At 72.0% G+C, this 25,380-nt stretch carries 20 protein-coding genes; 14 read left to right on the top strand and 6 right to left on the bottom strand.

What is annotated here, in order from left to right; genetic code table 11:
• Positions 1–10: 10 nt before the first annotated feature.
• On the bottom strand, positions 11–2,932 hold the full coding sequence (locus NITAL_RS16330; protein WP_052667287.1) for an ATP-binding protein: 2,922 nt from the start codon (positions 2,930–2,932) through the stop codon (positions 11–13).
• Between the two features lie 201 nt (positions 2,933–3,133).
• Between NITAL_RS16330 and NITAL_RS27405 the strand changes: the two genes are divergently transcribed.
• From NITAL_RS27405 to NITAL_RS16355, 5 genes are all read left to right on the top strand, one after another.
• Positions 3,134–3,613, top strand: coding sequence for an SRPBCC family protein (locus NITAL_RS27405; RefSeq protein ID WP_052667288.1), 480 nt, complete (start codon positions 3,134–3,136; stop codon positions 3,611–3,613).
• Positions 3,614–3,746: 133 nt separating this feature from the next.
• The gene (locus NITAL_RS16340) at positions 3,747–5,429 is read left to right on the top strand and encodes an ATP-binding SpoIIE family protein phosphatase (RefSeq protein ID WP_052667289.1); all 1,683 of its coding nucleotides are present in this window, start codon (positions 3,747–3,749) and stop codon (positions 5,427–5,429) included.
• Positions 5,426–5,821 carry an STAS domain-containing protein gene (locus tag NITAL_RS16345; RefSeq protein ID WP_052667290.1) on the top strand — a complete coding sequence of 132 codons (396 nt, stop codon included), beginning with the start codon at positions 5,426–5,428 and terminating at the stop codon, positions 5,819–5,821. Before NITAL_RS16340 ends, NITAL_RS16345 begins: the two co-directional genes overlap by 4 nt.
• 27 nt (positions 5,822–5,848) lie before the next feature.
• Complete coding sequence (locus NITAL_RS16350; protein WP_052667291.1) at positions 5,849–6,202, top strand: STAS domain-containing protein; 354 nt, start codon at positions 5,849–5,851, stop codon at positions 6,200–6,202.
• Between the two features lie 20 nt (positions 6,203–6,222).
• The gene (locus NITAL_RS16355; RefSeq protein WP_052667292.1) at positions 6,223–7,380 is read left to right on the top strand and encodes a hypothetical protein; all 1,158 of its coding nucleotides are present in this window, start codon (positions 6,223–6,225) and stop codon (positions 7,378–7,380) included.
• Between the two features lie 26 nt (positions 7,381–7,406).
• Here NITAL_RS16355 and NITAL_RS16360 read toward each other — a convergent pair whose 3' ends face one another.
• Positions 7,407–8,366: a hypothetical protein gene (locus NITAL_RS16360; protein WP_157041896.1), complete on the bottom strand. Its 960-nt coding sequence runs from the start codon at positions 8,364–8,366 to the stop codon at positions 7,407–7,409.
• A gap of 101 nt (positions 8,367–8,467) precedes the next feature.
• Positions 8,468–8,839 carry a hypothetical protein gene (locus NITAL_RS16365; protein ID WP_157041897.1) on the bottom strand — a complete coding sequence of 124 codons (372 nt, stop codon included), beginning with the start codon at positions 8,837–8,839 and terminating at the stop codon, positions 8,468–8,470.
• A 242-nt stretch (positions 8,840–9,081) separates the two neighbouring features.
• Between NITAL_RS16365 and NITAL_RS16370 the strand changes: the two genes are divergently transcribed.
• Positions 9,082–10,890, top strand: a complete 1,809-nt coding sequence (locus NITAL_RS16370; RefSeq protein WP_052667295.1) for an AMP-dependent synthetase/ligase — start codon at positions 9,082–9,084, stop codon at positions 10,888–10,890.
• A 69-nt stretch (positions 10,891–10,959) separates the two neighbouring features.
• The gene (locus NITAL_RS16375; RefSeq protein WP_052667296.1) at positions 10,960–12,099 is read left to right on the top strand and encodes an acyltransferase family protein; all 1,140 of its coding nucleotides are present in this window, start codon (positions 10,960–10,962) and stop codon (positions 12,097–12,099) included.
• Here the strand turns inward: NITAL_RS16375 and NITAL_RS16380 are convergent.
• From NITAL_RS16380 to NITAL_RS16390, 3 genes are all read right to left on the bottom strand, one after another.
• Positions 12,096–12,470, bottom strand: a complete 375-nt coding sequence (locus NITAL_RS16380; RefSeq protein WP_052667297.1) for a hypothetical protein — start codon at positions 12,468–12,470, stop codon at positions 12,096–12,098. The genes NITAL_RS16375 and NITAL_RS16380 overlap by 4 nt on opposite strands.
• Positions 12,471–12,484: 14 nt before the next feature.
• On the bottom strand, positions 12,485–12,901 hold the full coding sequence (locus NITAL_RS16385) for a hypothetical protein (RefSeq protein WP_052667298.1): 417 nt from the start codon (positions 12,899–12,901) through the stop codon (positions 12,485–12,487).
• A gap of 88 nt (positions 12,902–12,989) precedes the next feature.
• A complete protein-coding gene (locus NITAL_RS16390) occupies positions 12,990–18,182 on the bottom strand; it encodes an nSTAND1 domain-containing NTPase (protein ID WP_052667299.1) in 5,193 nt (1,730 codons plus the stop codon).
• Positions 18,183–18,359: 177 nt separating this feature from the next.
• Here NITAL_RS16390 and NITAL_RS16395 point away from each other — a divergent pair, with 177 nt between their 5' ends.
• The 7 genes from NITAL_RS16395 to NITAL_RS16425 all read left to right on the top strand — a co-directional run bounded on the left by NITAL_RS16395 (position 18,360) and on the right by NITAL_RS16425 (position 25,366).
• Positions 18,360–18,899: a hypothetical protein gene (locus tag NITAL_RS16395; RefSeq protein ID WP_052667300.1), complete on the top strand. Its 540-nt coding sequence runs from the start codon at positions 18,360–18,362 to the stop codon at positions 18,897–18,899.
• A gap of 156 nt (positions 18,900–19,055) precedes the next feature.
• The gene (gene thrS, locus NITAL_RS16400) at positions 19,056–21,083 is read left to right on the top strand and encodes a threonine--tRNA ligase (protein WP_052669736.1); all 2,028 of its coding nucleotides are present in this window, start codon (positions 19,056–19,058) and stop codon (positions 21,081–21,083) included.
• Positions 21,080–21,817 carry a class I SAM-dependent methyltransferase gene (locus tag NITAL_RS16405; RefSeq protein WP_052667301.1) on the top strand — a complete coding sequence of 246 codons (738 nt, stop codon included), beginning with the start codon at positions 21,080–21,082 and terminating at the stop codon, positions 21,815–21,817. The genes thrS and NITAL_RS16405 overlap by 4 nt, the downstream gene beginning before the upstream one ends.
• On the top strand, positions 21,814–22,371 hold the full coding sequence (locus tag NITAL_RS16410) for an HIT family protein (RefSeq protein ID WP_052667302.1): 558 nt from the start codon (positions 21,814–21,816) through the stop codon (positions 22,369–22,371). Before NITAL_RS16405 ends, NITAL_RS16410 begins: the two co-directional genes overlap by 4 nt.
• Positions 22,372–22,437: 66 nt before the next feature.
• Positions 22,438–23,223, top strand: coding sequence for a CDP-alcohol phosphatidyltransferase family protein (locus NITAL_RS16415; protein WP_052667303.1), 786 nt, complete (start codon positions 22,438–22,440; stop codon positions 23,221–23,223).
• Positions 23,220–24,251 carry a phosphatidylinositol mannoside acyltransferase gene (locus NITAL_RS16420; protein ID WP_052667304.1) on the top strand — a complete coding sequence of 344 codons (1,032 nt, stop codon included), beginning with the start codon at positions 23,220–23,222 and terminating at the stop codon, positions 24,249–24,251. Before NITAL_RS16415 ends, NITAL_RS16420 begins: the two co-directional genes overlap by 4 nt.
• Entirely contained in the window at positions 24,248–25,366 is a 1,119-nt protein-coding gene (locus NITAL_RS16425; RefSeq protein ID WP_052669737.1) for a glycosyltransferase family 4 protein, read from the top strand. The genes NITAL_RS16420 and NITAL_RS16425 overlap by 4 nt, the downstream gene beginning before the upstream one ends.
• The last annotated feature ends 14 nt before the right edge of the window (positions 25,367–25,380 follow it).

Raw genomic sequence — 25,380 nt, forward strand, 5'->3', positions numbered from 1 at the left:
GGAGGGGTTGCTACCAGTCGACCAGCTTCCAGATCTCAGGGCTCGGGTCGGTTGCGGTGTCGATCGACGCGAACAGGCCGACCGCCCCCTCCAAGGTCGCCAGCGCTTCGTCGTCCCGCCCGGCGAGGTGGAGCAGGTCGGCGAGGTTGTTGCGCAGCGCCGCCTCGCGGTGTCGGTCGCCGTACCGCGCCCCTCGCTCGACCGCCCGCTGCTGCAGGTCGACCGCGCCCTCGACGTCGCCGGCCTCTGCGGTGGCCAGGGCCAGGTTGTTGAGCGCGGCGACGTACGCGGCGGGGTCGGCCAACCCTTCGGCCAGCTGCACGCTGGCGGCGAGGTGGTCCCGCGCCGCCGCCGGGTCGCCCTCGTGGCGGGCGACCAGTCCGAGGAGGTTGAGCGCCTGGGCTCGGCCCTCCACGTCACCCCCATCGCTGGCCAGGGCCAGCGCCTGCTCGGCGTGGGCCACCGCGTCGGCGAGGTGGCCTTCGCGGAGCCGGAGGAGCCCGAGGTCGGCCTCGATGCGGGCGGTGGTGGGGGTGCCATCGTCGACCAGCTGCCTCGCGGCGGTGAGGTGCGACCCGGCCAGGGCGAGCTCACCGCGTCGCAGGTACACACCGGCGATCCGGAGCTCGGTCATGGCCAGCGTCGCGTCGTCGACCGCCCCGGCGGCCGCCGCTTCGAACGTGGCCAGCGCTGCCGGGTAGTGGCCCAGCAGCGTGGCGACCTCGCCGAGCTGCAGGCGCAGCCGCCAGACATCGGGGTGGCCGAGTGCGATGGCCTGCTCCAGGTGCCGGTAGGCCTCCTCGTTGGCGAACAACCGGCGCGCCTGCTCCGCGGCGACGGCGTGCCACCTCGCTGCCTCGTCGTCGCGGTCGGCAAGCCGGGCGTGCTCGGCGACGGCGGCGGCGCCTCCGGCCCGGTGGGCGTCCCGCCGCACCAGCGGTGCCAGGGCGTCGGCGATGCGCCCGTGCAACAGTCGGCGTCGCGCCAGGCTGGTGCCCTCGTAGATGGCGGCGCGCAGCTTGTCGTGGACGAAGTCGTACTCCGGTGCGGACGTGTCGCCGCGGAGTTCGCGTACGAGACGGCGGGCCAGCAGCTCGTCGATGCCGTCGACGACGTCCGTGGCGGTGCGACCGCTGGCGGCCCGGACCACCTCGAGGTCGAACGAGCGGCCGAAGGTGGCGGCGGCCGAGGCGATCTGGGTGGCGGTGTCGGACAGGCCGGCCAGCCGCGAGCGCGCCAGCTCACGCGCCCCGCGAGGTAGCAGCCATCCCTGCCCGCCGTCGTCGACCGCCACCTCGCCGTCGACGATGAGACGGAGGTACTCGGCCAACAGCAGGGGCAGCCCCTCGGACTCGGCGTAGAGCCGCTCGGCGAGTGAGGGGTCGGTGTCGGGGACCACCGCCGCGACCAGGGCCGCAGCGTCGTCCGGGACCAGCCGGGGCAGGTCCACCCGGTGGGCGATCCCGGCCACGGCTGGGTCGTCGAGGAGCGCCAGGAGTTCGGCCGGGGCATCCTCAGCGCGCAGGCACAGCACGACGGCCAGGTCGCGGTCGGCGAGCCGGTGCAGCCCGTAGCCGAGCAGCTGGATCGACGACGGGTCGATGGCCTGGAGCTCGTCGAGCACGACCACGCCTGGCGGGATGTCGGCGAGCGCCGCGTCGAGTACGTCCCAGATGGCGGCGAAGAACACGGCGCGGGCGCCGGGGGAGTCGAGCGGTGCCAGCTCGACCCGCGGGTCCGGTTCGTTCGCGAGGTGGGCGGGTACGAGCCGGTGCAGTTCCTTCACGGTCGCCGCTGGCAGGGCCGTCAGCCGGCTCGCCGGCATGCGGTCGATCACCTGCCGCAGCAGGTCGACGAACGGGCCGAAGGCGAGTCCGGTCTCCCCGGCGAAGCAGCGCGCGGCGGCGGGTGGGCGGCCAGCGGCCTCCAGCCGCTGTCGCAGCGCGTCGGCCAGACGCGTCTTGCCCACGCCGGCCTCACCCGTCACGACGGTGAGCCGACGGGCACCGACGGCGCCGTTCGTGACCACGGCGGCCAGCTCGTCCAGGACCTCGTCACGGCCGACCAGCGGCCAGCCCTCGTGCCGGCCGGGGTGGGGGGTTCTGGCGGGGGAGCGCACGGGCGCGATCTCGGCAGCCTCGACCACCGGGTCGGTCGCGTCGCTGCGGACCGCCGGCCGGACCCGCCCCTGGAGGATCGCCTGGTAGACCTGCGTGGTCCGTGCCAGCGGCGCCACCCCGAGCTCCACATCGAGGACGGCGACGCAGGCGCGGTAACGCCGGACCGCCTCGGCCCGTTCGCCGCGCCAGGCGTGGAGCAGCATGAGCCGGGTGTGCACCTCCTCGTTCAGCGGGTCGATCACGAGCCACCGCTCGAGTCCGTCCAGCGCCCCGTCCAGCACCCCACGGCGCAGCTGCGTGGTCGTCAGGAGGTCGAAGACACCGACGAGACGACGCCGCACATGCTCGGCTCGTTCGGTGCGCCAGTCGTCGAACAGTGTGCTGTCGCGCAGCCCGAAGCCCTCCAGGAGTTCGCCGCGGTGCAGCTCGACGGTCCGCTTCAGATCGGCGAGGCAGCGGTCGCAGCGCTGCTCCGGGGTCTCGTCGTGGTCGGCGACCCGCTCGAGGAGCCCCGCCACCTCTGCCGCGTCGACCGTCACCGCGTCGGTGTCGAACCGCACGGTCTCCTCGGCGACGACCCCCCGCCCGTCGAGGGCGTGGGTGAGCACGGACAGGGTCCGGCGCAGCGCCCCGCGGGCACGGCTCGTGTCGGACTCGGGCCACAGCAGGGCGGCCAGGCTCCCGCGTGACCGCGGGCCGTCGACGGCGAGGATCCCCAGCAGCGCCACCGCCTTGCGGGTGTCCACGCGGAGCGGGGCGCCGTCGACCGTCACGCGGGGCGGGCCGAGCACGTCGACCTTCAGACCGTCCACGGTCCCTCGTCCTCCGTCCGCGGACACCCGCTCCTCGCGAACCGTCCGCCACGGTACGCCCCAGCAGCGTGACGGGGAACCGCCGGTAACGCTGTCCGTAACGCTGAGCTCCACGGTGCCCGCTCGTAACGGTCCGGGAACGGGCGTCGCGGTAGGGCTTCGGGTGGGCCGGCAGCTGCGACCGGCCGCGAGGAGGTGGCGATGTCCCGCGCGGAGCACACGATCACCATCCGCCGGCCGGCTGGCGAGGTGTTCGCCTTCATCACCGATCCGGCCAACACGCCGCTGTGGCAACCGTCCGTCGTCGACGTGCGGCGGCTGACGGACGCCCCGATCGTCGCCGGATCCCGCTTCGTCGAGGTTCGCCGTCTGCTGGGCCGCAGCGTCGAGTCGGTGTTCGAGGTGACCGACCTCGACCCGCCGCACCGCAGCGCCGTCACGGTCGTCGACGGCCCGATCACCGGCCACGCGTCCTACGCGCTGCGCGAGATCCCCGACGGGACCGAGCTGCGGTTCGCCTACCAGATGGACGCGGCGGGGGTCTTCAAGGTGGCCGAGCAGCTGGTCACGCGGCTGCTGGTCCGCGAGTTCGACGCCAGCCTGGGCCATCTCAAGGATCTCCTCGAGGCCCGTATCGGTGGTGCGACCCCGAGCCCGGGCACACCCCACGACCTGCCATGACGATCCAACCGCGACACACGGCAGCGGCGACGGCAAGCTGTCACCGTAACGGTCTCGGAACGGTCGGCGCGGTCCACTGCGCACGAGCGGAGGGACACGCGTGACGAGCACCTCCAGGCAGCACGGTCGGCGCATGCCGATGCTGCGCCTGCCGCTGCGCAGCCGTCAGGTTCGCCCCAGCGACCTCGAGTCGGACACGCAGGCCGGCACCGCCGACGTGACGGCGGCACCGCAGGTCGACATCCCACCGCAGGATCCGCTCCTCGCCTACTTCCAGTCGCACCCGGAGCCGATCGACGTCGACAACCTCAAGCTCGACAGTCCCGGCGTGACCGCGCTCCGCGCGGCAGGTATCAAGCTGGCCGTCCCGCTGGTCAGCCAGGGCGAGCTGATCGGGCTGCTCAACCTCGGGCCGAGGCTGTCCGAGCAGGAGTACTCGGCCGACGACCGCAAGCTGCTGGAGAACCTCGCCGGCCAGGCCGCACCGGCGCTGCGGGTCGCGCAGCTGGTCCGTGAGCAGGAGGCCGAGGTCCGCCGCCGCGAACGCTACGAGCAGGAGCTCAAGGTCGCGCAGCTGATCCAGCAGAACTTCCTGCCCCAGACCGTGCCCGAGCCCTCCGGCTGGCTGCTCAACGCCTTCTACCGGCCCGCACGCGAGGTCGGCGGCGACTTCTACGACTTCATCGAGCTACCGAGAGGCGAGCTCGGTGTGGTGGTGGGCGACGTGACGGACAAAGGGGTGCCGGCCGCGCTGGTGATGGCGTCGACGCGCAGCGTGCTGCGATCGTCAGCAGGGCGGCTGGTCGAGCCCACCGAGGTGTTGGAGCGGGTCAACGACGTGCTCGTCCCCGACATGCCACCCAACATGTTCGTGACCTGCCTGTACGGCGTGCTGTCCCCCGACATCGGCCGGTTCCGGTTCGCCAACGCGGGACACAACCTCCCGGCGGTCCAGACCGATGCCGGGGCGCTGGAGCCGCGTGCCACCGGCATGCCGCTGGGGCTGCTGCCTGGCGCCACCTACGACCAGGCCGAGGTGACGATCGACCCCGGGTGGGCGGTCGTGCTGTACTCGGACGCGCTGCCCGAGGCCCACGACCCGGCCGGCGAGATGTACGGGTTCCCGAGGCTGCTCGAACTGGTCGGGTCGGCGTCAGCAGACACCGAGCTGATCGACGGGCTGCTGTCGTCCCTCCACGGGTTCACCGGGCCGGAGTGGGAGCAGGAGGACGACATCACCATCGTCACGCTGCGCCGCTCCGCGGGCGCAGCCGTGGTCGGCGTCGACGGGGTGCGAAGCGCTGCGACCGCGAACCCCCTCGCAGCGGCTGCCCCGCTGGCAGCGGAGGAGCACGTCCCCGACGACGACCCCGGCCGGGTCCTGGCCGAGTCCACCGTCAGGAGCGAGGTCGGCAACGAGCGTGCCGCGATCGGGTTGCTGCAGGAAGCGCTGGCGGCCGCACCGGACCTGAACCTCCGGGCCGACCGTATGGCGTCGCTCGAGACCGCACTGGCCGAGGCGACGATGAACGCGATCGAGCACGGCAACCAGAACATCGCCGAGCTGCTGGTCGAGATCCGGATCTGGGTCGAGCCGCGGGCCCTGGTGGTCCGCGTCACCGACCAGGGGCGGGGTGAGCCGATACCCGGCGATCTCGACGAGCCCGACCTCGAGGCCAAGCTCCGCGGCGAACAGAGCCCGCGCGGCTGGGGGCTGTTCCTGATCCGCAACCTGGTCGACGACCTGCGCATCTGCTCGGACGAGAACCGCCAGATCCTCGAGCTGGTGATGCGACTGGACGGAGACGCACCATGACCAGCCAGTTCACCGCGTCGGTTCGTGTTCCAGCCAGCGAGCGGTCCGCCCGTGAGGGCGCGGCGATGGCCGTGGCGGTCATCGACCTCGACGGTCAGCTCGACGGCGCCGCCGAAGCGCAGATGGAACAGGTCTACACCGACGCGATCGGCGACGGCATCGCGGCGATGGTCCTCGACTTCGGCCGGGTCACCTACATCAACTCGACCGGCATCGCGTTGCTCGTGGGGCTGCTCGCCAGGGCCCGCACCGACGACGTCGAGGTGGGGGTGTGCGGACTGTCCGACCACTACCGGCACATCTTCGAGATCACCCGCCTCGCCGACTTCCTGACCTTCTTCGACGACGAGTCGGCGGCACTGGCCGCCACCCCCACCCCCTTGAACCGGTGACCGGATCCGCGAAGCATCGGGAGCATCATGGAACCTTCGACGACCTCCTTCACCGTCCGCCACGCAGCTGACAGCGTGGCGGTCGTCAGCCTCGACGGCGACGTGACGCCCGCCGAGGAGGCCGCACTGATGCACGCCTACGGGCAGGCCGCCGTGACCGGGGCACGGTCGATCGTGCTCGACTTCAGTGACCTGTCGTACATGAACAGTGGCGGCATCGGCCTGCTGGTCACGTTGCTCGTGCGCGCCCAGCGGGACAAACACGAACTCATGGCCTTCGGCCTGACCGACCACTACCGCCAGATCCTGTCGCTGACGCGGCTCGACGAGGCGATCCGCATCTTCGACGACGAGGCCACCGCGCTCGCCGCCGCGAGCTGACCCACCGTGAGCGACCGATCGTGACCGCGACCCGACAGCTCGCCCCCGGTTGGCGCGCCACGCTCCACGTCGCCTGGGCGGCGGCCGTCATCGGCGTGCTCGGCCTGAACCTGGTCTGGCCGCTGCCGGGACAGGAGGCCAACTGGCCGTGGGTGGGCGGCCTGCTGGCCTTCCCGGTCGCCGCGGCGGCGATCCTCGCGCGACGGCCCGGCAACGGCGTGGGGCGCGCACTCGGCCTGGTCGGCGTCGCCGCGGCCGTGATCTTCGTCCTGTCCTGGTACGCGCTGACCCATCCCGCCGGGATCGGGTCGCGCCAGCTCGAAGCGATCGAGGCCGGCGCGGCGGTGCTGCAGTTCGTCGGGATCGTGGCGCTGTTGTACGTCTTCCCGACCGGCCGGGCGCTGCCGGGCTGGCACCGGGCGGTGTTCTGGCTGTTCCTCGTGCTCATGGGAGGGTTCGCGCTCGCCGCGGCGCTCAAGCCGGGACCGTTGCAGCTGACGGAGCGCCCCAACCCGCTCGGGATCGGGCCCGACTGGTTCGACACGGTCTGGGACCACGGGTTCGTGATCATCCCGGTGTTCGCGCTGCTGGGAGTCGGGTCACTGGTGGCGAGGTGGCGGCGCGCCGGCACGGTCGAGCGCGCACAGCTCAAGTGGTTCATGGGCGGCGCGACCGTGCTGGTGGTGATGCTGACCACCGTCGCTGTGGCCCCCGAGGCCGCAGAACCCAGCGTCGTGGAGACGCTCGCCGGCGCGGTCGCGCTGCTCGCGTTCTGGGCCCTGCCCGCAGCGATCCTGGTCGCGGTGCTGCGCTACCGGCTGTACGACATCGACCGGCTCGTGAGCCGAACCGTGACCTACGCCGTGATCGTGGCGGTGCTGGCGGCCGTGTACGTGGCGGGGGTGCTGGTGCTCGGCAGCCTGTTCCCGCGTCAGGGCGACCTCGGGGTCGCGGCCTCGACGTTGGCGGTGGCGGCGCTGTTCGTACCGTTACGACGTCGGGTCCAGCGGGCGGTGGAGCAGCGGTTCAACCGGTCCCGCTACGACGCCGAACGGGAGCTGGAGCGGTTCGCGGCACGGCTGCGCGACGAGTTGGACCTCGACGGTCTGACCGACGACCTGCTCGACGTCGTGACCACCACGCTGCAACCCACTCGCGCCGGTGTCTGGATGCGGTAGACGGCGGCCGCCGCGCTCCTCCCCACTCACCGGCCCCGCTGAGGTTGCCAGACCCCGTCACGAACGTGTCCGGCCTTGACCATCCTGCGATAGCCGGCTTTCGCGCCCAGCCCTGCGGCGAGGCTGAACCCGACATCATCGAGCCGCGGCATGGTGTAGCCGGCGACGGTGTGCGGGCGGAACCAACCCGCGCCGCCCTCGGCTTCCAGCCAGCCCGTCAGCACCGCGTTGCCCTGTCCGTTGCACCGTGGCTCGAACCAGTGTGCGAGCACACCCGCCCGACGGACCCCGTCGGGTAAGGCCGGCGACTCGATCCGGATGTTCGCACCCGCCACGGTCATCGCGGCTGGCACGATCATCGGGAACCCGTCGGAACCTGCCCACCCGACGAGTCGATGCATACCGCGCTGGAACCGCTTGCCGTACCGCTTCGCAGGCACACGGGCTCGGGTCCCACCCTGCGGCGGATCTTGCGAGGCCGGGGGGTCGGCCGGCAGCGGCGCACCGAGAACCGCTGGAACCTCGGCGACGGTGGCGTCCGGCCAGACGACCACGCGCCGCATCGTGACGGAGATGGGCACACGCAGGTCGTAGTACTCGTGGCCGATCCAGTCCCACAACCGTCCCCGCCGGCGCGGAACGAGCATGCGTCGCCAGGCCGTTTCCACCTCAGGCGTGACCCAGGTCCCGTCGGGGCGGTCGGGGAACCTGGCGTGTCCCTGGACCAGGACCACGTTGCGTGCAGAGGCCGTGCCGTGGTCGCGGGCATGGAAGAGCAACGCCACGCGATCGTCCTGCTCGATGCGTGTCAGCTTCTTGCCCATGCCGAACGAGGTGGACATCGTGATCGTCGCCGCAGCTTCGTCGTACAGCCCCAAGGTCACCATCGGTGTGGCCACCACACCTGCCGCTCGTGTGCGGTACCCGAACGCGACCACGAGATCCCCACGGAGGATCTCGGTGAGATGCGGAGGCCAACGCTCCATCTCGACCCCTCCCAGGAACACCAGCGGTAGACCGCCCTCGAGGATCCAGGGCCGGCGTGTGGGTGGCCGCGACCTCTGGGCGCGGCCACCCACCCGGCTGCTCAGTCGCCGAAGAAGAACGCGATCAGTTCCGCGCAGTTCGACCACGGGAGCGGCTCAGCGAACGGTGCCGGGAACGGTGCGCCCGGCACGACCAGGTGGCCACCCTTCTCGAACAGCACCTGGCGAGCCTGGCCGAAGTGCACGTTCTCGTGGTGTGCAGTGTTCGGAAGTGCCTGGTTCGCGGCCAGGTCGACACAGCGGCGAAGGCCGATCGGCTCGCCGAACTCGTCGAGCTCGAGGCCGATCACCAGCATGTGGGGATGCTCCTCGAAGTCCTCCTGCGACATCGCCGACGTCGCGAACGCGCCCAGCAGCGCCATGCCTGCCAGGACGATCGCGATGCGTCGGATCACGGCTGTTTGTCCGGACATGTGGACCCTCCCATCTGGTCACGTCTGGCGGCGCCGCTGGAGGCGGTAGCCCCTCTGGGTGGGTCTGCTCGCGTGACCGGCGGCGCTGGGGAGCCAGACGACGAGAACCTCCCTCCCGCGCCGTTACGGCGCCGTTACAGCTCCAGCCCCGAGCGCGGCCGCCGACGAACGTCAGCATCGGTGGCCTTGCGACCGCCACCCCGGACCCGACCATGGAGAGGAACGCGAGCCAGGAGCGTTCCGTGCGCGAGTACACCAGCCCCGGACCAGCGTCGGTCGGGCCGGGTGAGAACCTGACCACGGCGCTGTGGGAGACGCGCCGCAGCTCGCCCGCCCGGGCGGCGGTGGCCGTGCGCGACGGCGACCGCTTCGAGGAGTGGTCCGTCGAGCGGTTCTGCGACGAGGTCAGCGCCGCCGGACGCGGCCTGATCGGCCTCGGGATCGAGCCGGGCCAGCGCATCGCCGTCTACGCGGCAACCCGGGTCGAGTGGACCATCCTCGACTACTCGATCTGGGCGGCGGGTGCGGTGACCGTGCCGATCTACGACACCTCGTCGGCCGAGCAGGTCGAGTGGATCGTGTCCGACTCGGGCGCGGTCGCCATCTTCATCGGCAGCGCCGAACAGCACCGCGAGTACGAGCAGGTCGCCGACCGCTTGGACGACGTCGCGCACGCCTTCGTCCTCGACGACGGCGGGCTCGAGGAGCTGAAGCGGGCCGGTCGTGACGTCTCCGACGATCAGCTGCAGGAGCGCGCCGCGGCGGTGACCGGCGAGGACCTCGCCACCATCGTGTACACGTCGGGCACCACGGGGAACCCGAAGGGATGCCTCCTCACCCACCACAACTTCGTGTGGACGGTGGAGCAGACGCGGCAGAGCCTCGAGCGGATCCTGCAGCCGGGCCGCACCACGCTGCTGTTCCTGCCGCTCGCCCACATCTTCTCGCGGGTGATCCAGGTGGTGTGCCTGCGCACCGGGGTGGTCCTCGGGTTCTCCACGGGCCTCGAGCACCTCAAGGAGGAGCTGGCCCTGTTCTCGCCCTCGTTCCTGCTGGCGGTGCCCCGGGTCTTCGAGAAGGTCCTCAACGGGGCCCAGCAGAAGGCCCACGACGAGGGCAAGGGCGCCATCTTCGACCGGGCCGCCGAGGTCGCCGCGGATCTCTCGCAGCAGCGGGCGGCCGGATCGGTCGGGCTGTGGACCCGGATCCAGCACGCGGTCTTCGACAAGCTGGTCTACGGCAAGCTCCGCGACGCGATGGGCGGGGAGGTCGAGTACGCCGTGTCGGGCGGCGCCGCGCTCGGCACGCGGATCGCCCACTTCTTCGACGGCATCGGCGTGACCGTGCTCGAGGGCTACGGCCTGACCGAGACCACCGCACCGGTCGCGGTCAACCGCCCGGACGCCCACCGGATCGGCACGGTCGGCCAGCCGCTGCCCGGGGTCACCGTGCGTATCGCCGATGACGGCGAGATCGTGGTCCGGGGCGACAACGTCTTCCAGGGCTACCACCAGAACCGCGACGCGACCGAGGAGGTCCTCGACGAGGACGGTTGGTTCCGCACCGAGGATCTCGGCGAGCTCGACGACGACGGCTTCCTGACCATCACCGGTCGCGCGAAGGAGCTGATCGTCACCGCCAGCGGCAAGAACGTCGCCCCGGCGGTCATCGAGGATCGGTTGCGTGCGCACCCCCTGGTCAGCCAGTCGATGGTGGTCGGCGACGGGAAGCCCTTCATCGGCGCGCTCATCGCGCTCGACCCCGACGAGGTCCCGCGCTGGGCCGAGGAGCACCACAAGGACACCTCCGACCTCGCCGACCTCGCCGAGGACGAGGAGCTGGCCGCCGAGCTCCAGCGGGCGGTGGACGAGGCCAACGAAGCCGTCTCCCGTGCCGAGCGGGTCCGCGAGTTCCGCATCCTGCCGGAGGACCTCACCGTCGAGGAGGGTGAACTGACGCCGACGCTGAAGGTCAAGCGGGGCGTGGTCGAGGAACGCTACGCCGATCTGATCGACGACATCTACGCCGGCGCGGGATCCGACCGCGGGTAGACCTCACCGGAGCCCGTCGACCCTCCCGGTGCGGGTCTCACGGAAGGAGCACCCGTCGGAAGGCCCTCGGTGGCGAAGGGATCGAGCACGCTGAGCGACCAGCTCGACCGGTTCGTCGAGGCGACACCGCCCGATCGCGATCGGTTCGTCGACCTCCTGCGGGTGGTCAGCATCGCCGTCGTGATCGTGTGGCACTGGGCGCTGTCCATCACCCGGTGGGAGGACGGCGCGCTGTCGATGCCCAACCCCATCGACGTGATCCCCGGCGGCTGGCTGCTGACCTGGGCCCTGCAGATCATGCCGATGTTCTTCCTCGTCGGCGGGTTCGCCAACTACGCCGGCTGGCGGTCGGTCCAGGACGACGGCGGAGCCGCCCGCGAGTTCTACGGCGCACGGGCCCATCGGCTGCTGCTGCCCCCGGTGGTCTTCCTCGTGGCCTGGTTCGTGCTCGAGGTCCTGCTGTGGCTCGTCCGGACCGATCACCGCAACGTCCTCGAGTGGGGGACGATCGTCTTCATCCCGTTCTGGTTCCTCGCCGCCTACCTGTGGGTCGTGCTGCTCGTGCCGCTCACCGCACGGTTGCACGCGGCAGGAGGCGTGCTGACCGTGACGGTCATGGGCGCGCTGGTCGCCCTCGTCGACGTCGGCCGGTTCCACCTCGGCCTCGAGCAGCTGGGCCTCGTCAACAGCGCGCTCGTGTGGGTCTTCGTCCACCAGCTGGGCTACTTCTACCGCGACGGCACCCTCGAGCGGATCGGCTGGCGCGGTCAGCTGTCGCTGGTGCTCGCCGCCGTCGCGGGCATGATCGTCCTGACCAGCCTGCCGGTGTACCCGCGCTCGATGGTCGCCACCCGGGAGCTCGCGTTCAGCCACATGTGGCCCACCACCGCGGTGATCGCGGTCGTCGCCCTGCTGCAGGCCGGGCTCGCGATGCTGCTGCGACCCGTCGCCTCCTCGTGGCTGGCCCGGCGCCGGGTGTGGAAGGTCGTCATCGCCGTCAACGCGGTGATCCTGACCGTCTTCGTGTGGCATATGACCGCGAAGGTGGCCTTCATCGGCCTGTACGAGGCCCTGGGTTTCGAGCTGATCGCCCAGCCGACCGCCGCCTGGTGGGCACAGCGGCCCCTCTGGGTGCTCGGGCCGGGTGTCGTGCTCGGGCTGCTCGTGGCCACCTTCGCCCGCTTCGAGCTGACCACCCGGGGCCGCTAGGTGCGGGCCCCCGGCCGCCCGTCCACGCGCATCGCCACCACGAGCGCGACCGCGGCGGCGAGGAGGTCGGCCGCGAGGACCGCCGCGATGACGACATCGGGCACGTCGGGGTGGGCAACCAGCAGCGCGGCCGGCACCACGATCAGCACGACGATCGCGAACGTGATGGCGCCGGTGCGCTGCCGGTCACGGTCGAGCCGCTGCAGGGTCCCGGTGAGCCGGCCCTCGACAGCGGCGAGCTCCGCGCGGACCTCGTGGGGGAGCCCCGCGGGCTCCGGTGCTGCGGCCGCCGTGGTCCCGTGGCGGCGAGCCCGCGTCCCGACGAGGACGCCGAGCAGCAGCGCGCCGAGGGCGATGCGGAGCTTGCTCACGGTGCCTCCGTGGATCAGCGGAGCCGGGTGCGCAGGACGAGACCGAGCGCTGCCGCACCGAGGGCGACGATCAGCGTGGGCGTCTTCGACGCATCCACGTCGTCGGCGACCGCGATCGCACCGGCGTCGGCGAGGTCGGCGACCACACCGGCCTCCAGCCAGCGGGCCGCCTGTCGGGGAGCGGCGTCGTCGCGCAGCGCGACCAGCGCCCCGATCCCGAGCGCCACGTCACGAGCACCGATCCCGCGGACGGCGACCTGGCGTCCCGGGTCGTCCTCGGTCAAGCTGCCGAGCCACCGGCGGGTGGCGACGTCGGGGGCGGCCACGAGTGCCACGCCGACGGCGACCCGGGCTCCCGCCAGGCCTCGGGCGAGCAGCCGAGCCACGCCCGAGCCGGGGTCAGGCCGACGGTTGAAGGGGGTACGGGCCACGTCCGAGCTCCTCCCGGCTGCGCCTCGGCATCGACCGTCGGTCGGGCGCGCGAGGGGCTGCACCCTACTCGCCGCGAACGTGGCCGCGTCAGTCGCGGCAGGGGCCGCGCAAGTAGGTTCGGCACTCCGCGTCGTGGAGTCGCCGGCTGACCTGCTCGCGAGCGATCTCGGCGAGCCTGGTCGGATCGAGCACGTAGCCACGATCGATGGCCTCACCGGAGGCGGTCCGCAGCTCCGCGCCACCGTTGACGAAGGCCACGCTCGTCAGCCGGAAGATGGAACCGTGGATGCGACGCTGGACGCGGCCAGTTCCGAGATCCCACACGTAGGCCACCGGGTGGAAGACGGCCGCAGCCATGGTGGCGCCATCAGGCGAGATCGTCAGGTTCGTCGGGCCCGGGGCCGGCTCGGGCGTCGAGAGCAGGTCACCGGTGTCGACGTCGAGGAGCAGGATCGTCCCGGCACGATCGGCCGCGGCCAACGCCGTGCCGTCCGGTGTCAGAGCCACGGAGAAGACCGCGTGGTCGAGGGACCGCAGGACCCGGCCACGCCCCTCGGTGAGCGTCCAGCTCCGGACGGTGCCATCGAAGCCCGCAGAGAAGAGCCGTGCGCCGTCCGGGTGGAACGCGACCTGGTTGACCCGCCGGTTCGTGGCCCCGTCGAGGGCGTAGGCGGGCGATCCGAGACCGGTCGCCGCGTCGGGACCCGATCCAGGGTCGCTGCCGTCGGCGTCGAGCAGTGCGCTCCCGAGCCTGGGGCGGCGATCACCGTGCCCTTTCAGCGAGGCGACGGACGACAACGTGGCCACGTCCCAGATCTCGATGGTGCCCTCGATGCCACCCCCGGCCAGGAGCGTGCGGTCATGGCTGAAGGCGAGGCTCGCTGCGTGGACCGCGGACTCCGGGATGGTCCGGGTCGTGTCCGTGTCGACCTCCACGATCTGGACGTCCCCGGTCGGGCCGGCGAACGCCACCGACGAGCCGTCGGCGGTGATCGCTGGCGTGCGTGTTCCCCAGTCGCTCACCGTGGGTCGCTGCAACAGGCTCCGACCTGTGGCCGCGTCGACCACCTCGCCGGTGGGCACCGCACCGACGATCCCGTGCTTGAGACCGTGCGCGGTCGTCACGTAGCGGCTCCCGTCCGCCGATGCCACCATCGTGGGGTAGAGGTTGTGAGACGTTCGGTCAGGCAGCTCGGAGCCGTGCGGCGCAGGACTGAGGCGGACGTGTCCGTCGACGCTGACGGCCGCCGCACCACCCCCGATCGGATCGATGGCCGCGTCCCGGAGCGGGGCGCCGCCGGTCGGTGTGACCACGAGCGCTTCGCCTCCGACCCACGTCCCGTACACGCGTACGAAGCCGTCGGCGTCGGCGGTGATGAGGATCGCTCCCGATGAGTCGAACGCGACCGCGTGGCTCCGATGTTGGCTGTTGCCGAACGAGTTGAGGCGCTCGCCCGTCCCGGCGTCGAGCAGCAGGTTGTCGCCCTGGTGGGTCACCACCGCGACGACGTCCTCCACCGGATGCCAGGCCACCTGGCTGATCGACAGCACGATGCGATCGGTGTTGGCCTCAGCGGCGACCGACCGGGATCGGATGTCCCAGACCAGGACCCTGCGGTCCGTTCCACCCGAAACCAAGCGGTCGCCCGATGGAGCGACGTCGACGCTGACCACCGGTCCGTCGTGACCGTGGAGTTCGACCTCCTTGGACCCGTCGCTCCGCCAGACCTCGATGGCACCGTCGTCACGCCCCACGACGATGGAGTCGCCATCCGGCGAGTACACGGCGGTCGTGATCGCCGCTCCCTCCGGTGCGACGGCGAGGGGCGGGCCGGCCTGCCCGGTTCGCCAGTCCCACGCCCGGACCCGGTCGCGGTAGCGCACGAGGATCGAGCGACCATCCCTCGGATGGGTGTCGAGACCGACCGCGGGCTCGCGCGCGGGTGGGATGCGTCCGAGTTCGCGCCCTTCGAGCGGGTCGAGCACCAGGACACCTCCCTCGCCGCTCAGCACCGCCAGCCAGGTCCCGTTGGCCGCGTAGGAGAGCGACTGGCCCCCGTGTTCGCCCCGGGCCTCGTCGCTGACCTCGAAGGCCCGCGGTTGGATCACCGCACGGTGCAACGCGTCGACGACCTCGGGGAGGATCTCCTCGTCGGCACCCAGGCTGAGGTCGGCCGCCTCGAGGGCGAGCAGGATGCTGAGCTCCGGATCAGACGAGGTGAGGTTGACGCCCGAGGCAGCCGCCAGCTCGCGGGCCAGGCTGTGTCGCTCCTGGGTCGCGGCGAGCTCGTTCGCGCGGTCGCGCTCCACCACCGCGACGCCGGCGACCAGGGCGATCACAGCGACGACCGCGGCCGCAGTGATGACGGCCCGGAGCCGCCGCTCGGCGAGCCTGGAGAGTGCGGCCTGTCGTCGGCGTAGCTCCGACTCACGGGCCTTGGAGGCCTCGTCTGCACAGGCGCTCTCGCTGAGGAACCGGGCTTCCAACGCGTTGAGGCTCGTGCGGGGGTCCGCGGCGACGTCGAGCGCGGTCACCAGCGGCCCTCCGGTCAACAGGTAGGAGGGGGCCTCGTCGGTCTCGACCCAGGTCCTCGCAGCTGCCGACAGGCGGCGCTGAGCGGAGAGGGTGGACTGGGCTTCGTCGATCCAGACGCGGTACCGGGCCCAGCGGCGGATCACGGTCTCGTGCGCGACTTCGACCGTGGGCGTGCGGGTGACCGGATCACGGTCGTAGGTGAGCAGTCGAGCGCCGGCGAAGGCTGCCAACGCCTCGTCGACGTCGGCGCGGCGCCCGAGCCCCTGCAGCTCGGTGATGGGGAGGCGCCGACGGGTCTCCTCCCCGTGATCGCCGAGGTGGACCATGCGCAGGAAGAGCTGGCGACAGGACTCCTTGGCACCCCTGCTCAGGGAGGCGTAGGTCGCATCTGCCCGGCGCTCCAGCACCCCCTGGACCCCGCCGAGTGCGCGGTAGGCCGCGACGGTCAGCCTGTCCTCGCTCCGCCGCTCGAACAGCTCGGTCAGTGCGTACTGCAGTAGTGGCAGGGATGCTGGAGCCGAGGACACATCGCCCACCAGCGCCGTGACCAAGGCGGGTTCGACCTCGACGCCGGCCCTGGCGGCGGGACGCCGGATGGCCTCCTCCAGCTGCTCGGGTCGCATCGGGCCGAGCAGCAGGGAACCAGCCGCCAGGAGGTCACCGATCTCGGGGTGCAACAGGGGTCCGTCGGACAGATCCGCCCGCACGGTGACGACGATGCGCACGCCGTGCGACGGATCGGTCGCGAGGATCACGAGCTCGCGGAGGAACCACTCGCGGGTGTCATCGTCCACCTGGGACGAGTACAGCTCCTCGAACTGGTCGATGACGAGGAGGGCGCGGCCCGTCGGCCCGGTGAGGCGTTCCCGGAGAGCGGGCCTGCCAGTGCCTCGGCCGACGGGGGCCACGCTGACGTCCCTCACGCAGGCGTCGAGCTCCTCGAAGGGGTCGGTCCCGGGCACCATCGTGACGATGTTCCACCCCTCAGCACCGGGCAGCGCCCCGGCTCGGAGCTGTGGAACGAGCCCGGCGAGCACGAGCGAGGACTTGCCGCTCCCCGAGGCGCCGAGCACCGCCGTCAGGCCCTTGCTGGCGACCAGGCCGAGCAGCGACTCGGTGACGTCGTCACGCCCGCAGAAGTCCGCACGATCGCTGGTCTCGAAGGACGCCAAGCCCTTGTACGGGTTCCGGCGGACACGCCGCGGAACGGGCCCACGCCTGGCGCCGACCGCTTCGAGCAGGCCTGTCTCGAGTGCGCGCCCATCGGGGTAGCGGTCGGCCGGCTCCGGTGCGGTTGCGATCTCGATGACCTCGGCGAGGCCGGCTGGCAGCGGCGGGTGCGGAACGAGACCGTCACCCGTCGCGGCTCGGCGGAGGAGGGTGCCGAGCGCGAGGACGTCGGCGGCCTCCGCCGGGCCCTCGCCGTCGAGGTGGCTTGAGGGAGCCACGCAGCCCGGGTGGCTGAGGTCGGTCAGGTAGGCGTTCCCCGTCGCGTCGAACAGGACGTTGGTGGGTCCGAGGTTGCCGTGGTTCATCCCACCGGCGTGGGCGTAGGCCAGGGCCCCTGCCAACGGTGCGAACACCCGGCGGAGGTCCTCGGGCTCCCAAGGTCGGCTGAGCCGCGGAACAAGGTTGCCGCCGTCCACCCATCGAAACACGAGGAATGCGCCTGCGGGCTCCCGCCAGAAGTCGTACAGGGGGACGAGGTGCGGGTGCTCGAGTGCGGCGAGGGTCTGCGCCTCGTCCGCGAAGCGGCGCACGAAGTCCGGTCGCTGCGCGAGCTCGGCGTGGATCGATTTGACCGCCACCGGCCGGCCGACGGAGGCCTGGTAGGCCCGGTGGACGGTCCCCACGGGGCCGGCCCCGACTACCTCGCGCAACTCGTAGCCGCGCACGTGGTGGCCGGGGCCGATGTCACTCGACGCGTCACCGTCGACCGGCAGCAGCGCCGGATCGTGGCGGAGGATGCGTCGCTCGAGGTCCTGCACCCGAGGAGAGGGCTCCAGGCCGCGTTCGCGCAGATGGCGCGCGTGGCGTCGTGCGACGTGGAGCGCTTCGGTCTGTCGACCGGTGCGGTACAGCCCGCGCATGAGCAAGGCGACCGGGCGCTCCTGCGTCGGGTCGCCGCGTACCAGCGCCTCGAGATCGTCGAGGGCTGCGGCGTCCCGCCCGAGCGTGCTCAGCACCTCCGCACGGTCGGTCACGACCCCGAGGCGTGCCAGGTCGAGCCGGCGCAGTTCGTCCTGGGCGAACTCCTCGTAGGTCACGTCCTGCAACGGCCGGCCACGCCACAGCACCAGGGCGTCGTTCAGGTGCTCGAGCGCGACCTCGGGATCGCTCGTGAGGACCTGCCGAGCTGCGCTCGCGAGGCGGTGGAAGAGGACGATGTCCACGTCGGCGTGTTCGGATGAGACCATGTACCCCGACCCGACGGTGACGATCACCTCTGGTGCGGCACCGCGATGTAGCTCGACGACCTTCCGGAGGTGGGAGATGTGGACGCGGAGGGTCGCTGCCTCCCGCCCGTTGCGGTCGGTCGGCCAGAGCGCCTCGACGATGCCCTCCCGGTCCACGGGGGTACCGGCATGCAGCGCGAGCAGCGTCAGCAGCGCGCGTTGCTTCGGGCCCATAACCGCCAGGTGTCGTCCGTCTCGGACCAGCTGGAGCGGCCCGAGCAGTCCGATCTTCAGGACCGCGTGCGCGCGGGACGGCGACCCCCTCTCGGCCGACGTCGCGGTGACCACGCAGCACCCTCCCACCGGGGGAGTACCGGGAACCCGTTAACCGGCAGTTAACCGGCTTTCGTGGCGCGTTGACCCGTGCCGGCCAGCCTGTCGGTCATGAGCTCCCCGACCGCCCCACCCGCGCTCACCGCCGTGCGCCACGTGAGCACCCGACCGCCTTCACGTCGGGTCGCGCGAGTGCGAGCGAGCCGGCGGGGCCTGTCGGATCCGGTCGGCCTGCTGAGCGGCTCCCTCGCGCTGCTGGTGATCGTCGTGTCGTTCGGGAGCGCACGCGCGGATGCCGGCGGGCTCGCCCTGGAGGTGAGGTTGGCCGATTCCGGTCGCACGATCGCCGAGTTGGTCGCGGTCGTTGAGGCTGCGGCGGCCGCGGCGGACGTGGTACGGCCGTACGACGAACTCACGGTCGTCCTGACCGACCGGATCCCCGGGGTCGACGTGGATCCGCTCGTCGGTGGCCTCAGCGTCGGTGACACCGTGTGGGTGCGCACGGAGGGTGTCGCCATGCCGTCACGGACCCTGCTCCACGAGGTCGCACACGCGTTCACGCCGGGCGCCGGGCACGGTGAACCGTTCCGCCGGATCTACCTCGCTGCGGTGCACGAGGTGTACGGCAGCGAGGTGGCGTCCCGCGAACTGCGGAGGCTCGCGTGGGTCTACGACCGGTGCTACCTGGATCGGTCGTGCCCGCGCAGCGAGCGCGCCCTGCCCGACCCGTGATCGCAACGCCGTCTGGGCGGCCACGGCGTCTTCGGTCGGGTGCACGCAGCGGATCGAACCCTACCCACGCCGGCCACGGCGGTTACAGGCAGCCCCCTGGCTACGCTCCGCAGGGTTCCCCGACGGCCACCCGACCGAGAGCCTCCCGTGTCCGACCTGCCCCCCGGCGCCACCATCCCCGTGCGCGCTGGCGAGACCACCGCCGACCTCGCGACGGGTGTCACCGCCATCGAGGCCCTCAAGGCCCTCGAGGCCGTCCGCGGCCAGATCGTGGCGGCGGCGGTGACGACCGGCGGGCAGCGGCGCGCGTGGGACCTCGACCGGCCGTTGCCGGCCGATGAAGGTGAGGTCCTCCTCGAGGGGATCCTCGCCACCTCCGAGGAGGGCCGTTCGATCCTGCGGCACTCCACCGCGCACGTGCTGGCCCAGGCCGTCGTCGACCTGTTCCCCGGTGCGAAGTGGGCCATCGGACCGCCCATCGAGGACGGCTTCTACTACGACTTCGACGTCGAGCGGCCGTTCACGCCCGACGACCTCGAGCGGATCGAGGCCCGGATGGCCGAGCTGCTCACCGAGAAGCAGCGGTTCGTGCGTGAGGAGGTCCCGCGCGACGACGCGCGCGAGGAGTTCGCCGACCAGCCCTACAAGATCGAGATCATCGACCTGGTGCGCGACGGCACCATCGTCTCGACGGTCGACGCGATGCCAGAACAGGATGGCGACGACCCCACCTTCACCGTCTACCGCAACGTGCGGACCGACGACTCGGTGGCCTGGTCCGACCTGTGTCGCGGACCGCACGTGCCCTCGACCGACCGCATCCCCGCCTTCGCGCTGCTGCGCTCCGCGGGGGCCTACTGGCGCGGGCGTGAGGACCAGCCGATGCTCCAGCGCATCTACGGCACCGCCTGGGAGTCGCGCAAGGCCCTCAAGCAACACCTGACGATGCTCGAGGAGGCCAAGAAGCGCGACCACCGCAAGCTCGGTCGCGAGCTCGAGCTGATCCACCAGCCCGAGGAGCTCGGCCCGGGCCTGTCGATCTTCCTGCCCCACGGGGCGATCGTCCGCCAGCAGATGGAGGACTGGATCCGGTCCGAGACCCTGCGTCGCGGCTACCAGCCGGTCTACACCCCGCACATCGCCAAGGAGGACCTCTGGCGCATCTCGGGGCACCTTGAGAACTACGGCGAGCTGATGTACCCCGGCATGGACCTCGATGACGGCGCGGCTGCCTACCGGCTCAAGCCCATGAACTGCCCGTTCCACATCCTGGCGTTCGGGTCGCGCACCCGGTCCTACCGCGAGCTCCCGCTGCGCATCGCCGAGCTCGGCACCGTCTACCGCTACGAGCGCTCCGGGGTCGTCAACGGGATGCTGCGGGCCCGGGGCTTCACCCAGGACGACAGCCACATCTTCTGCCGCCCGGACCAGGTCGTCGACGAGGTGGCCGACTGCGTCGAGTTCGCCCGGGACCTGTACCGCACCTTCGGCCTCGGTGAGCCGTCGCGGGTGGCGATCTCGACCCGCCCGGACAAGTCGATCGCCGGCCACGACGACAAGTGGGAGGCCGCCGAGCAGGCGCTGATCGAGGCGGTACGCCGCACGGGGATGACCTACGAGATCGACGAGGGCGAGGGGGCCTTCTACGGCCCCAAGATCGACATCCACGCGCGCGACGCGATCGGCCGCGAGTGGCAGCTGACCACCGTGCAGGTCGACTTCAACCTGCCCGAGCGGTTCGACATGACCTACGTCGGTGCGGACGGGGCCAAGCACCGGCCCTACATGGTGCACCGGGCCCTGTTCGGTTCCATCGAGCGCTTCTTCTCGGTGATGGTCGAGTCGTTCAACGGGGCGTTCCCGACCTGGCTCGCCCCGGTGCAGGTCAACGTGGTGCCGGTGGCGTCGGAGTTCGACACCTACGCCGACGAGGTCGCTGCTGCGCTGCGCACCCACGAGGTCCGCGTCGAGGTGGACCACGGCGACGGCACGCTCGGCAGCAAGATCCGGGCCAGCAAGACCTCGAAGATCCCCTACACCCTGGTGGTCGGCGCGGACGAGGCGGAGGCCCGCACCGTCGCCGTCAACCCCTACCGCGGTGACCGACACGACGCGGCGCTGGACGCCTTCGTCGACGAGGTCGTGGCCGAGATCCGCGAGCGCCGGGCGGAGGTAGCCCCGTGAGCACCTACGGCGACGCCCACGCGGCCTGGTACGACGCGCTCTACGAGTCGCTCGGCAAGGACCACGTCACCGAGGCCCGTGACCTGCTGTCCCGCGTGACCGCGCAGCTCGGGCACGCGCCGACGTCCTGGCTGGACGTCGCCTGCGGCACGGGCCAGCACCTGGCCGCCGTCGCCGACGCCGTCGACGAGGTCGTCGGGGTCGACCTGTCCGAGGCGATGTTGGACGTGGCTCGGGCGCGCCTCGGGGGACGGGTCGAGCTGCGGGTCGCCGACCAGCGCACCCTCGACCTCGGTCGCCGCTTCGAGGTGGTCAGCTCGCTGTTCAGCTCGATCGGGTACGCGGCCGACCTCGACGAGCTCGACGCCACGGTGGCTGCCCTGGCACGCCACGTCGCCCCGGGCGGCGTGCTGGTCCTCGAACCCTGGGTCGACCCGGCGGACTGGGAGGACGGCCGCACCCAGGTCGTGGACGTCGAGGAGGCCGACCTGCGGGCCGTGCGGGTCATCACCTCGCGACGTGAAGGCGACCTGTCGGTGCTGGAGGTCGCCGTCGTGTCCGCTGCAGCTGGCCGCCTGACCGTGGAGCGCGAGGATCACCGCATGCTGCTCGTGCCACGCGACCGGCTGCTCGCGTCCGTGCGGGCCGCCGGGCTCGACCCGTCGTGGGACGATCCGGCACCGCAGGGAGACGGCCCCACCGGTCGGGGCCTGGTCATCGGCGTCCAGTCGTGAGCGACCACGTCGGTCGCGATCCGGAGCGCTGCGCGCGCGACGACCAGCCTGGCGTGGCGACCGACCAGCTCCAGCGTCTGTGGGCCCCGTGGCGGTTCGGGTACGTCGCCGGCGGCGAACCCCTCGACGGGTGTCCGTTCTGCGTGCTGCCGGCCCGGGACCCGGCCCGGGACCGCGAGTCCCTGATCCTGCACCGCGGCGAGCACGCGTTCGTCATCTTCAACGCCTACCCGTACAACCCCGGCCACGTGATGATCGTGCCGTACACCCACGAGGCGGACCTCGAGGCCCTGGCAGCCGATGCCTCGGCGGAGGTGTGGGAGCTCGCACGACGCACGGTGGCGATCCTGCGACGTGAGCTGCGGGCCCAGGGGGTCAACCTCGGGATGAACCTCGGCACGGCCGGCGGGGCCGGCATCGCCGACCACCTCCACCTGCACGCCGTCCCCCGGTGGGGCGGCGACACCAACTTCATCTCGGTCGTCGGTGCGGCGCGGGTCCTGCCCCAGGCGCTCGACGAGATCTACGAGCACCTCGCCCCCGCCTTCGCCTGACCCGGTCGGCCAGCCGCTCCGGCTACCTTGAGACACCCTCCTCCACCTCGTCCAGGTCCGGATCCCGTGACAGTCCGATCGCGCTTCCCCGAGTACGTCGAGACGGTGACCTCACCGATCGGCCGTGCCATCGCGTGGACGGGTCTGACGCCCAACTGGCTGACCACCTTCGGGCTCGTGCTGACCGGGATCGCCGCCTGGGCCGTCGCCAACGCCATGCCCGTGCTCGCCGGTGGCCTGCTGATCGCCGGTGGGCTGATGGACACCTTCGACGGTGCGGTGGCTCGCGCGACCGGGCGCTCGACCCCGTTCGGTGGGTTCTACGACTCGGTCAGCGACCGGATCTCGGACGGGGTCATCCTCGCCGGGGTCGCCTTCTGGGTCGCCGATCAGCCACGGGTCTTCCTCCTCGCGGTCACCGCGCTCGTCGGGGCCGAGGTCACCTCCTACGTGCGCGCCAAGGCCGAGTCGATCGACCTGGTCTGCAGCGTCGGCATCCTCGAGCGCGCCGAGCGGGCCGCCCTCCTGATCGTGGCCCTGCTCTTCCACGCCTACCTGCTCGAGCCCATCCTGTGGGTCCTGGCGGTCGGCTCGGTCGTGACCGTGATCCAGCGCATCCACCACGTGTGGTGCCAGATCGACCGTGACCTGCCGGAGGAGATCATCGCGCTGACCCTCCAGGATCGGGCCTGGAGCCGCGCCTTCAAGGGCGCCGCCCGCCGGTTCTACGGTGAGCGCAACTTCGACGGGGCCGTCGACGACCACGTCGCCGAGCACGGTGACGTCGTACCACCGCTGTCCTCCCTGCGTCCGTCCGAGTCGCCTCGCGGTCGTCCGGGACGGCGCCGGTGAGGCGATCGGCCTCGCTCGACGACCTGCCGCCGCCCCCGCCCGAATCGCTCGGGCAGCGGGCGGTCTACTGGCAGTACCGGTCCGTGTGGGAGGCAGCTGCCCGGTTGCCGGACGCGGTCGCCCGGCGTCTACCACCCCGGATCGGCCCTCAGTGGTACCGGTTCGCGTCCGCGGAGCAGCGCGATCAGGTGCGCCGGAACCTCGACCGTGTCACCGGCGGCGACCTGAGCGAGCAGGAGCTGGACCGGCTCGTGCGTGCCGCCTACGTCAGCTACGCGCGGTACTGGCTCGACAGCTTCCGGTTGCACACGATGGACGCCGCCGAGGTCGTGGCTGCGTCGACGGGCGAGGGCCTCCACCACGTCGACGCGTTCCGCGACTCGGGTGAGGGCGGCATCTTCGCCACGGGTCACCTCGGATCGTGGGACGTCGGTGCGCTGTTCACCAGCCAACGCCGGTGGGGCATGGTCGTAGTGGCCGAGGTGGTCGAGCCGCGGCGGCTGTTCGACCGGTTCGTCGATCTGCGCCGCACCGCCGGGATCGACGTCATCCCGCTGGTCCGGGGCGGTGACATGCTCGACCAGCTCGAACGACGCATCACCGAGGACGGCGCCCTGGCCACGCTGCTCGCGGACCGCGACCTGACCAGGAAGGGCCCGATCGTCTCGTTCTTCGGCGAACCGTGCCGGCTGCCCCCCGGAACGGCCGCGCTGGCCCGACGCACCGGGCGACCCGTGTGCGTCGGGGCGTTCATGACCGAGGGTGACGGCTACCGCGGGGTGGTCCGCCCGCCGATCGACATCAGCGACCTCGACCTCTACGACGGCACCCAGGTCGTCGCCACCGAGCTGGAGGCGCTGATCGCCCGCTACCCCGATCAGTGGCACGTCTTCGTGCGCAACTGGCTGGTCGATCGCGAGCCGGACCATCCCGTCGTCGCTGCGTGGCGGGCAGGCGACGACTGGCGTGCCGCCGCGCGTGCGGACTGGGATCGCCGCCGCGGGACCGCCGCGGCGCCGCCTTCGTGAGGGTCGCGCTGGTCTCGCCCTACGCCCTCACCGTCCCGGGGGGCGTCCAGGCGCACGTCACGGCCCTGGCGGCCGCGCTGCGCCGCGACCAGCACGAGGTGGTGGTGATCGGTCCCGGCGACGCGCGAGCGGGGCGGACCGGGGAGCTCACCGTCGGTGTCGGGCGGCCGTTCGCGGTCCCCTTCAACGGCTCGGTGGCACCGATCGCGTTGTGGCCCTTGGCTGCCCGGTCGACGCGCCGGGCCATCGCGGCCGTCGAGCCCGACGTGATCCACGTCCACGAGCCCCTGGTGCCGTGGGTCGGTCTGGCCGCAGCGACCACCTCGTCGGCGCCGGTAATCGGGACCTTCCACGCCTGGTCGGACTCGTCGCGGCTGTACCGCACGGCCCGCCCGGTGGCCCGACGCATCGCCGAGGGGCTCGCGGTGCGCCTGGCGGTCAGCGAGGCCGCTGCGGGCTACCACGCCGGAGCGCTCGGCCTGCCGACGTCGCGGTTCCGGCTCGTGCCCAACGGCGTCGACGTGGCCCGCTTCGCCGACGCCGAACCCTTCGCCGACCTCGTCGACCCCGCGCGTCCCGCGTTGCTGTTCGTCGGCCGCCTGGAGCGGCGCAAGGGCCTCGAGCCGCTCGTGCGGGCCTTCACCCGGCTGAAGACCGACCGACCGGAGCTCCGACTGATCGTCGTCGGGGACGGCCCCGAGCGCGAACGCTGCGAGGGGCTGCTCCCGGCCGGGTTGCGCTCGGACGTGCGCTTCCTCGGGCGTGTGGATCACGACGATCTCCCCCGGTACTACGCCTCCTGCGACCTGGCGATCCAACCGTCCCTCGGGGGCGAGTCGTTCGGCATCGTGCTCCTCGAGGCCATGGCTGCCGGCAAGCCGCTGGTCGCCTCGGACATCCCTGGCTACCGCACGGTCGCGTCCGATGGTCGCCAGGGGCGACTGGTCGCCCCGAACGATCCGGCGGCCCTGGCGACCGCGATCGGTGCGCTGCTGGACAACCCGGCGCTGCGGACCGCGATGGCCGACGACGGGCGCAGGACGGTCGCCGAGTACGACTGGTCTCGGGTCGCGGCGCGCGTTGCCGATGTCTACCGGGAGGCCCGGGCGGGGTGAACCGCCGCGGGGTC

The organism is Nitriliruptor alkaliphilus DSM 45188 (assembly GCF_000969705.1).
Lineage (GTDB): Bacteria > Actinomycetota > Nitriliruptoria > Nitriliruptorales > Nitriliruptoraceae > Nitriliruptor > Nitriliruptor alkaliphilus.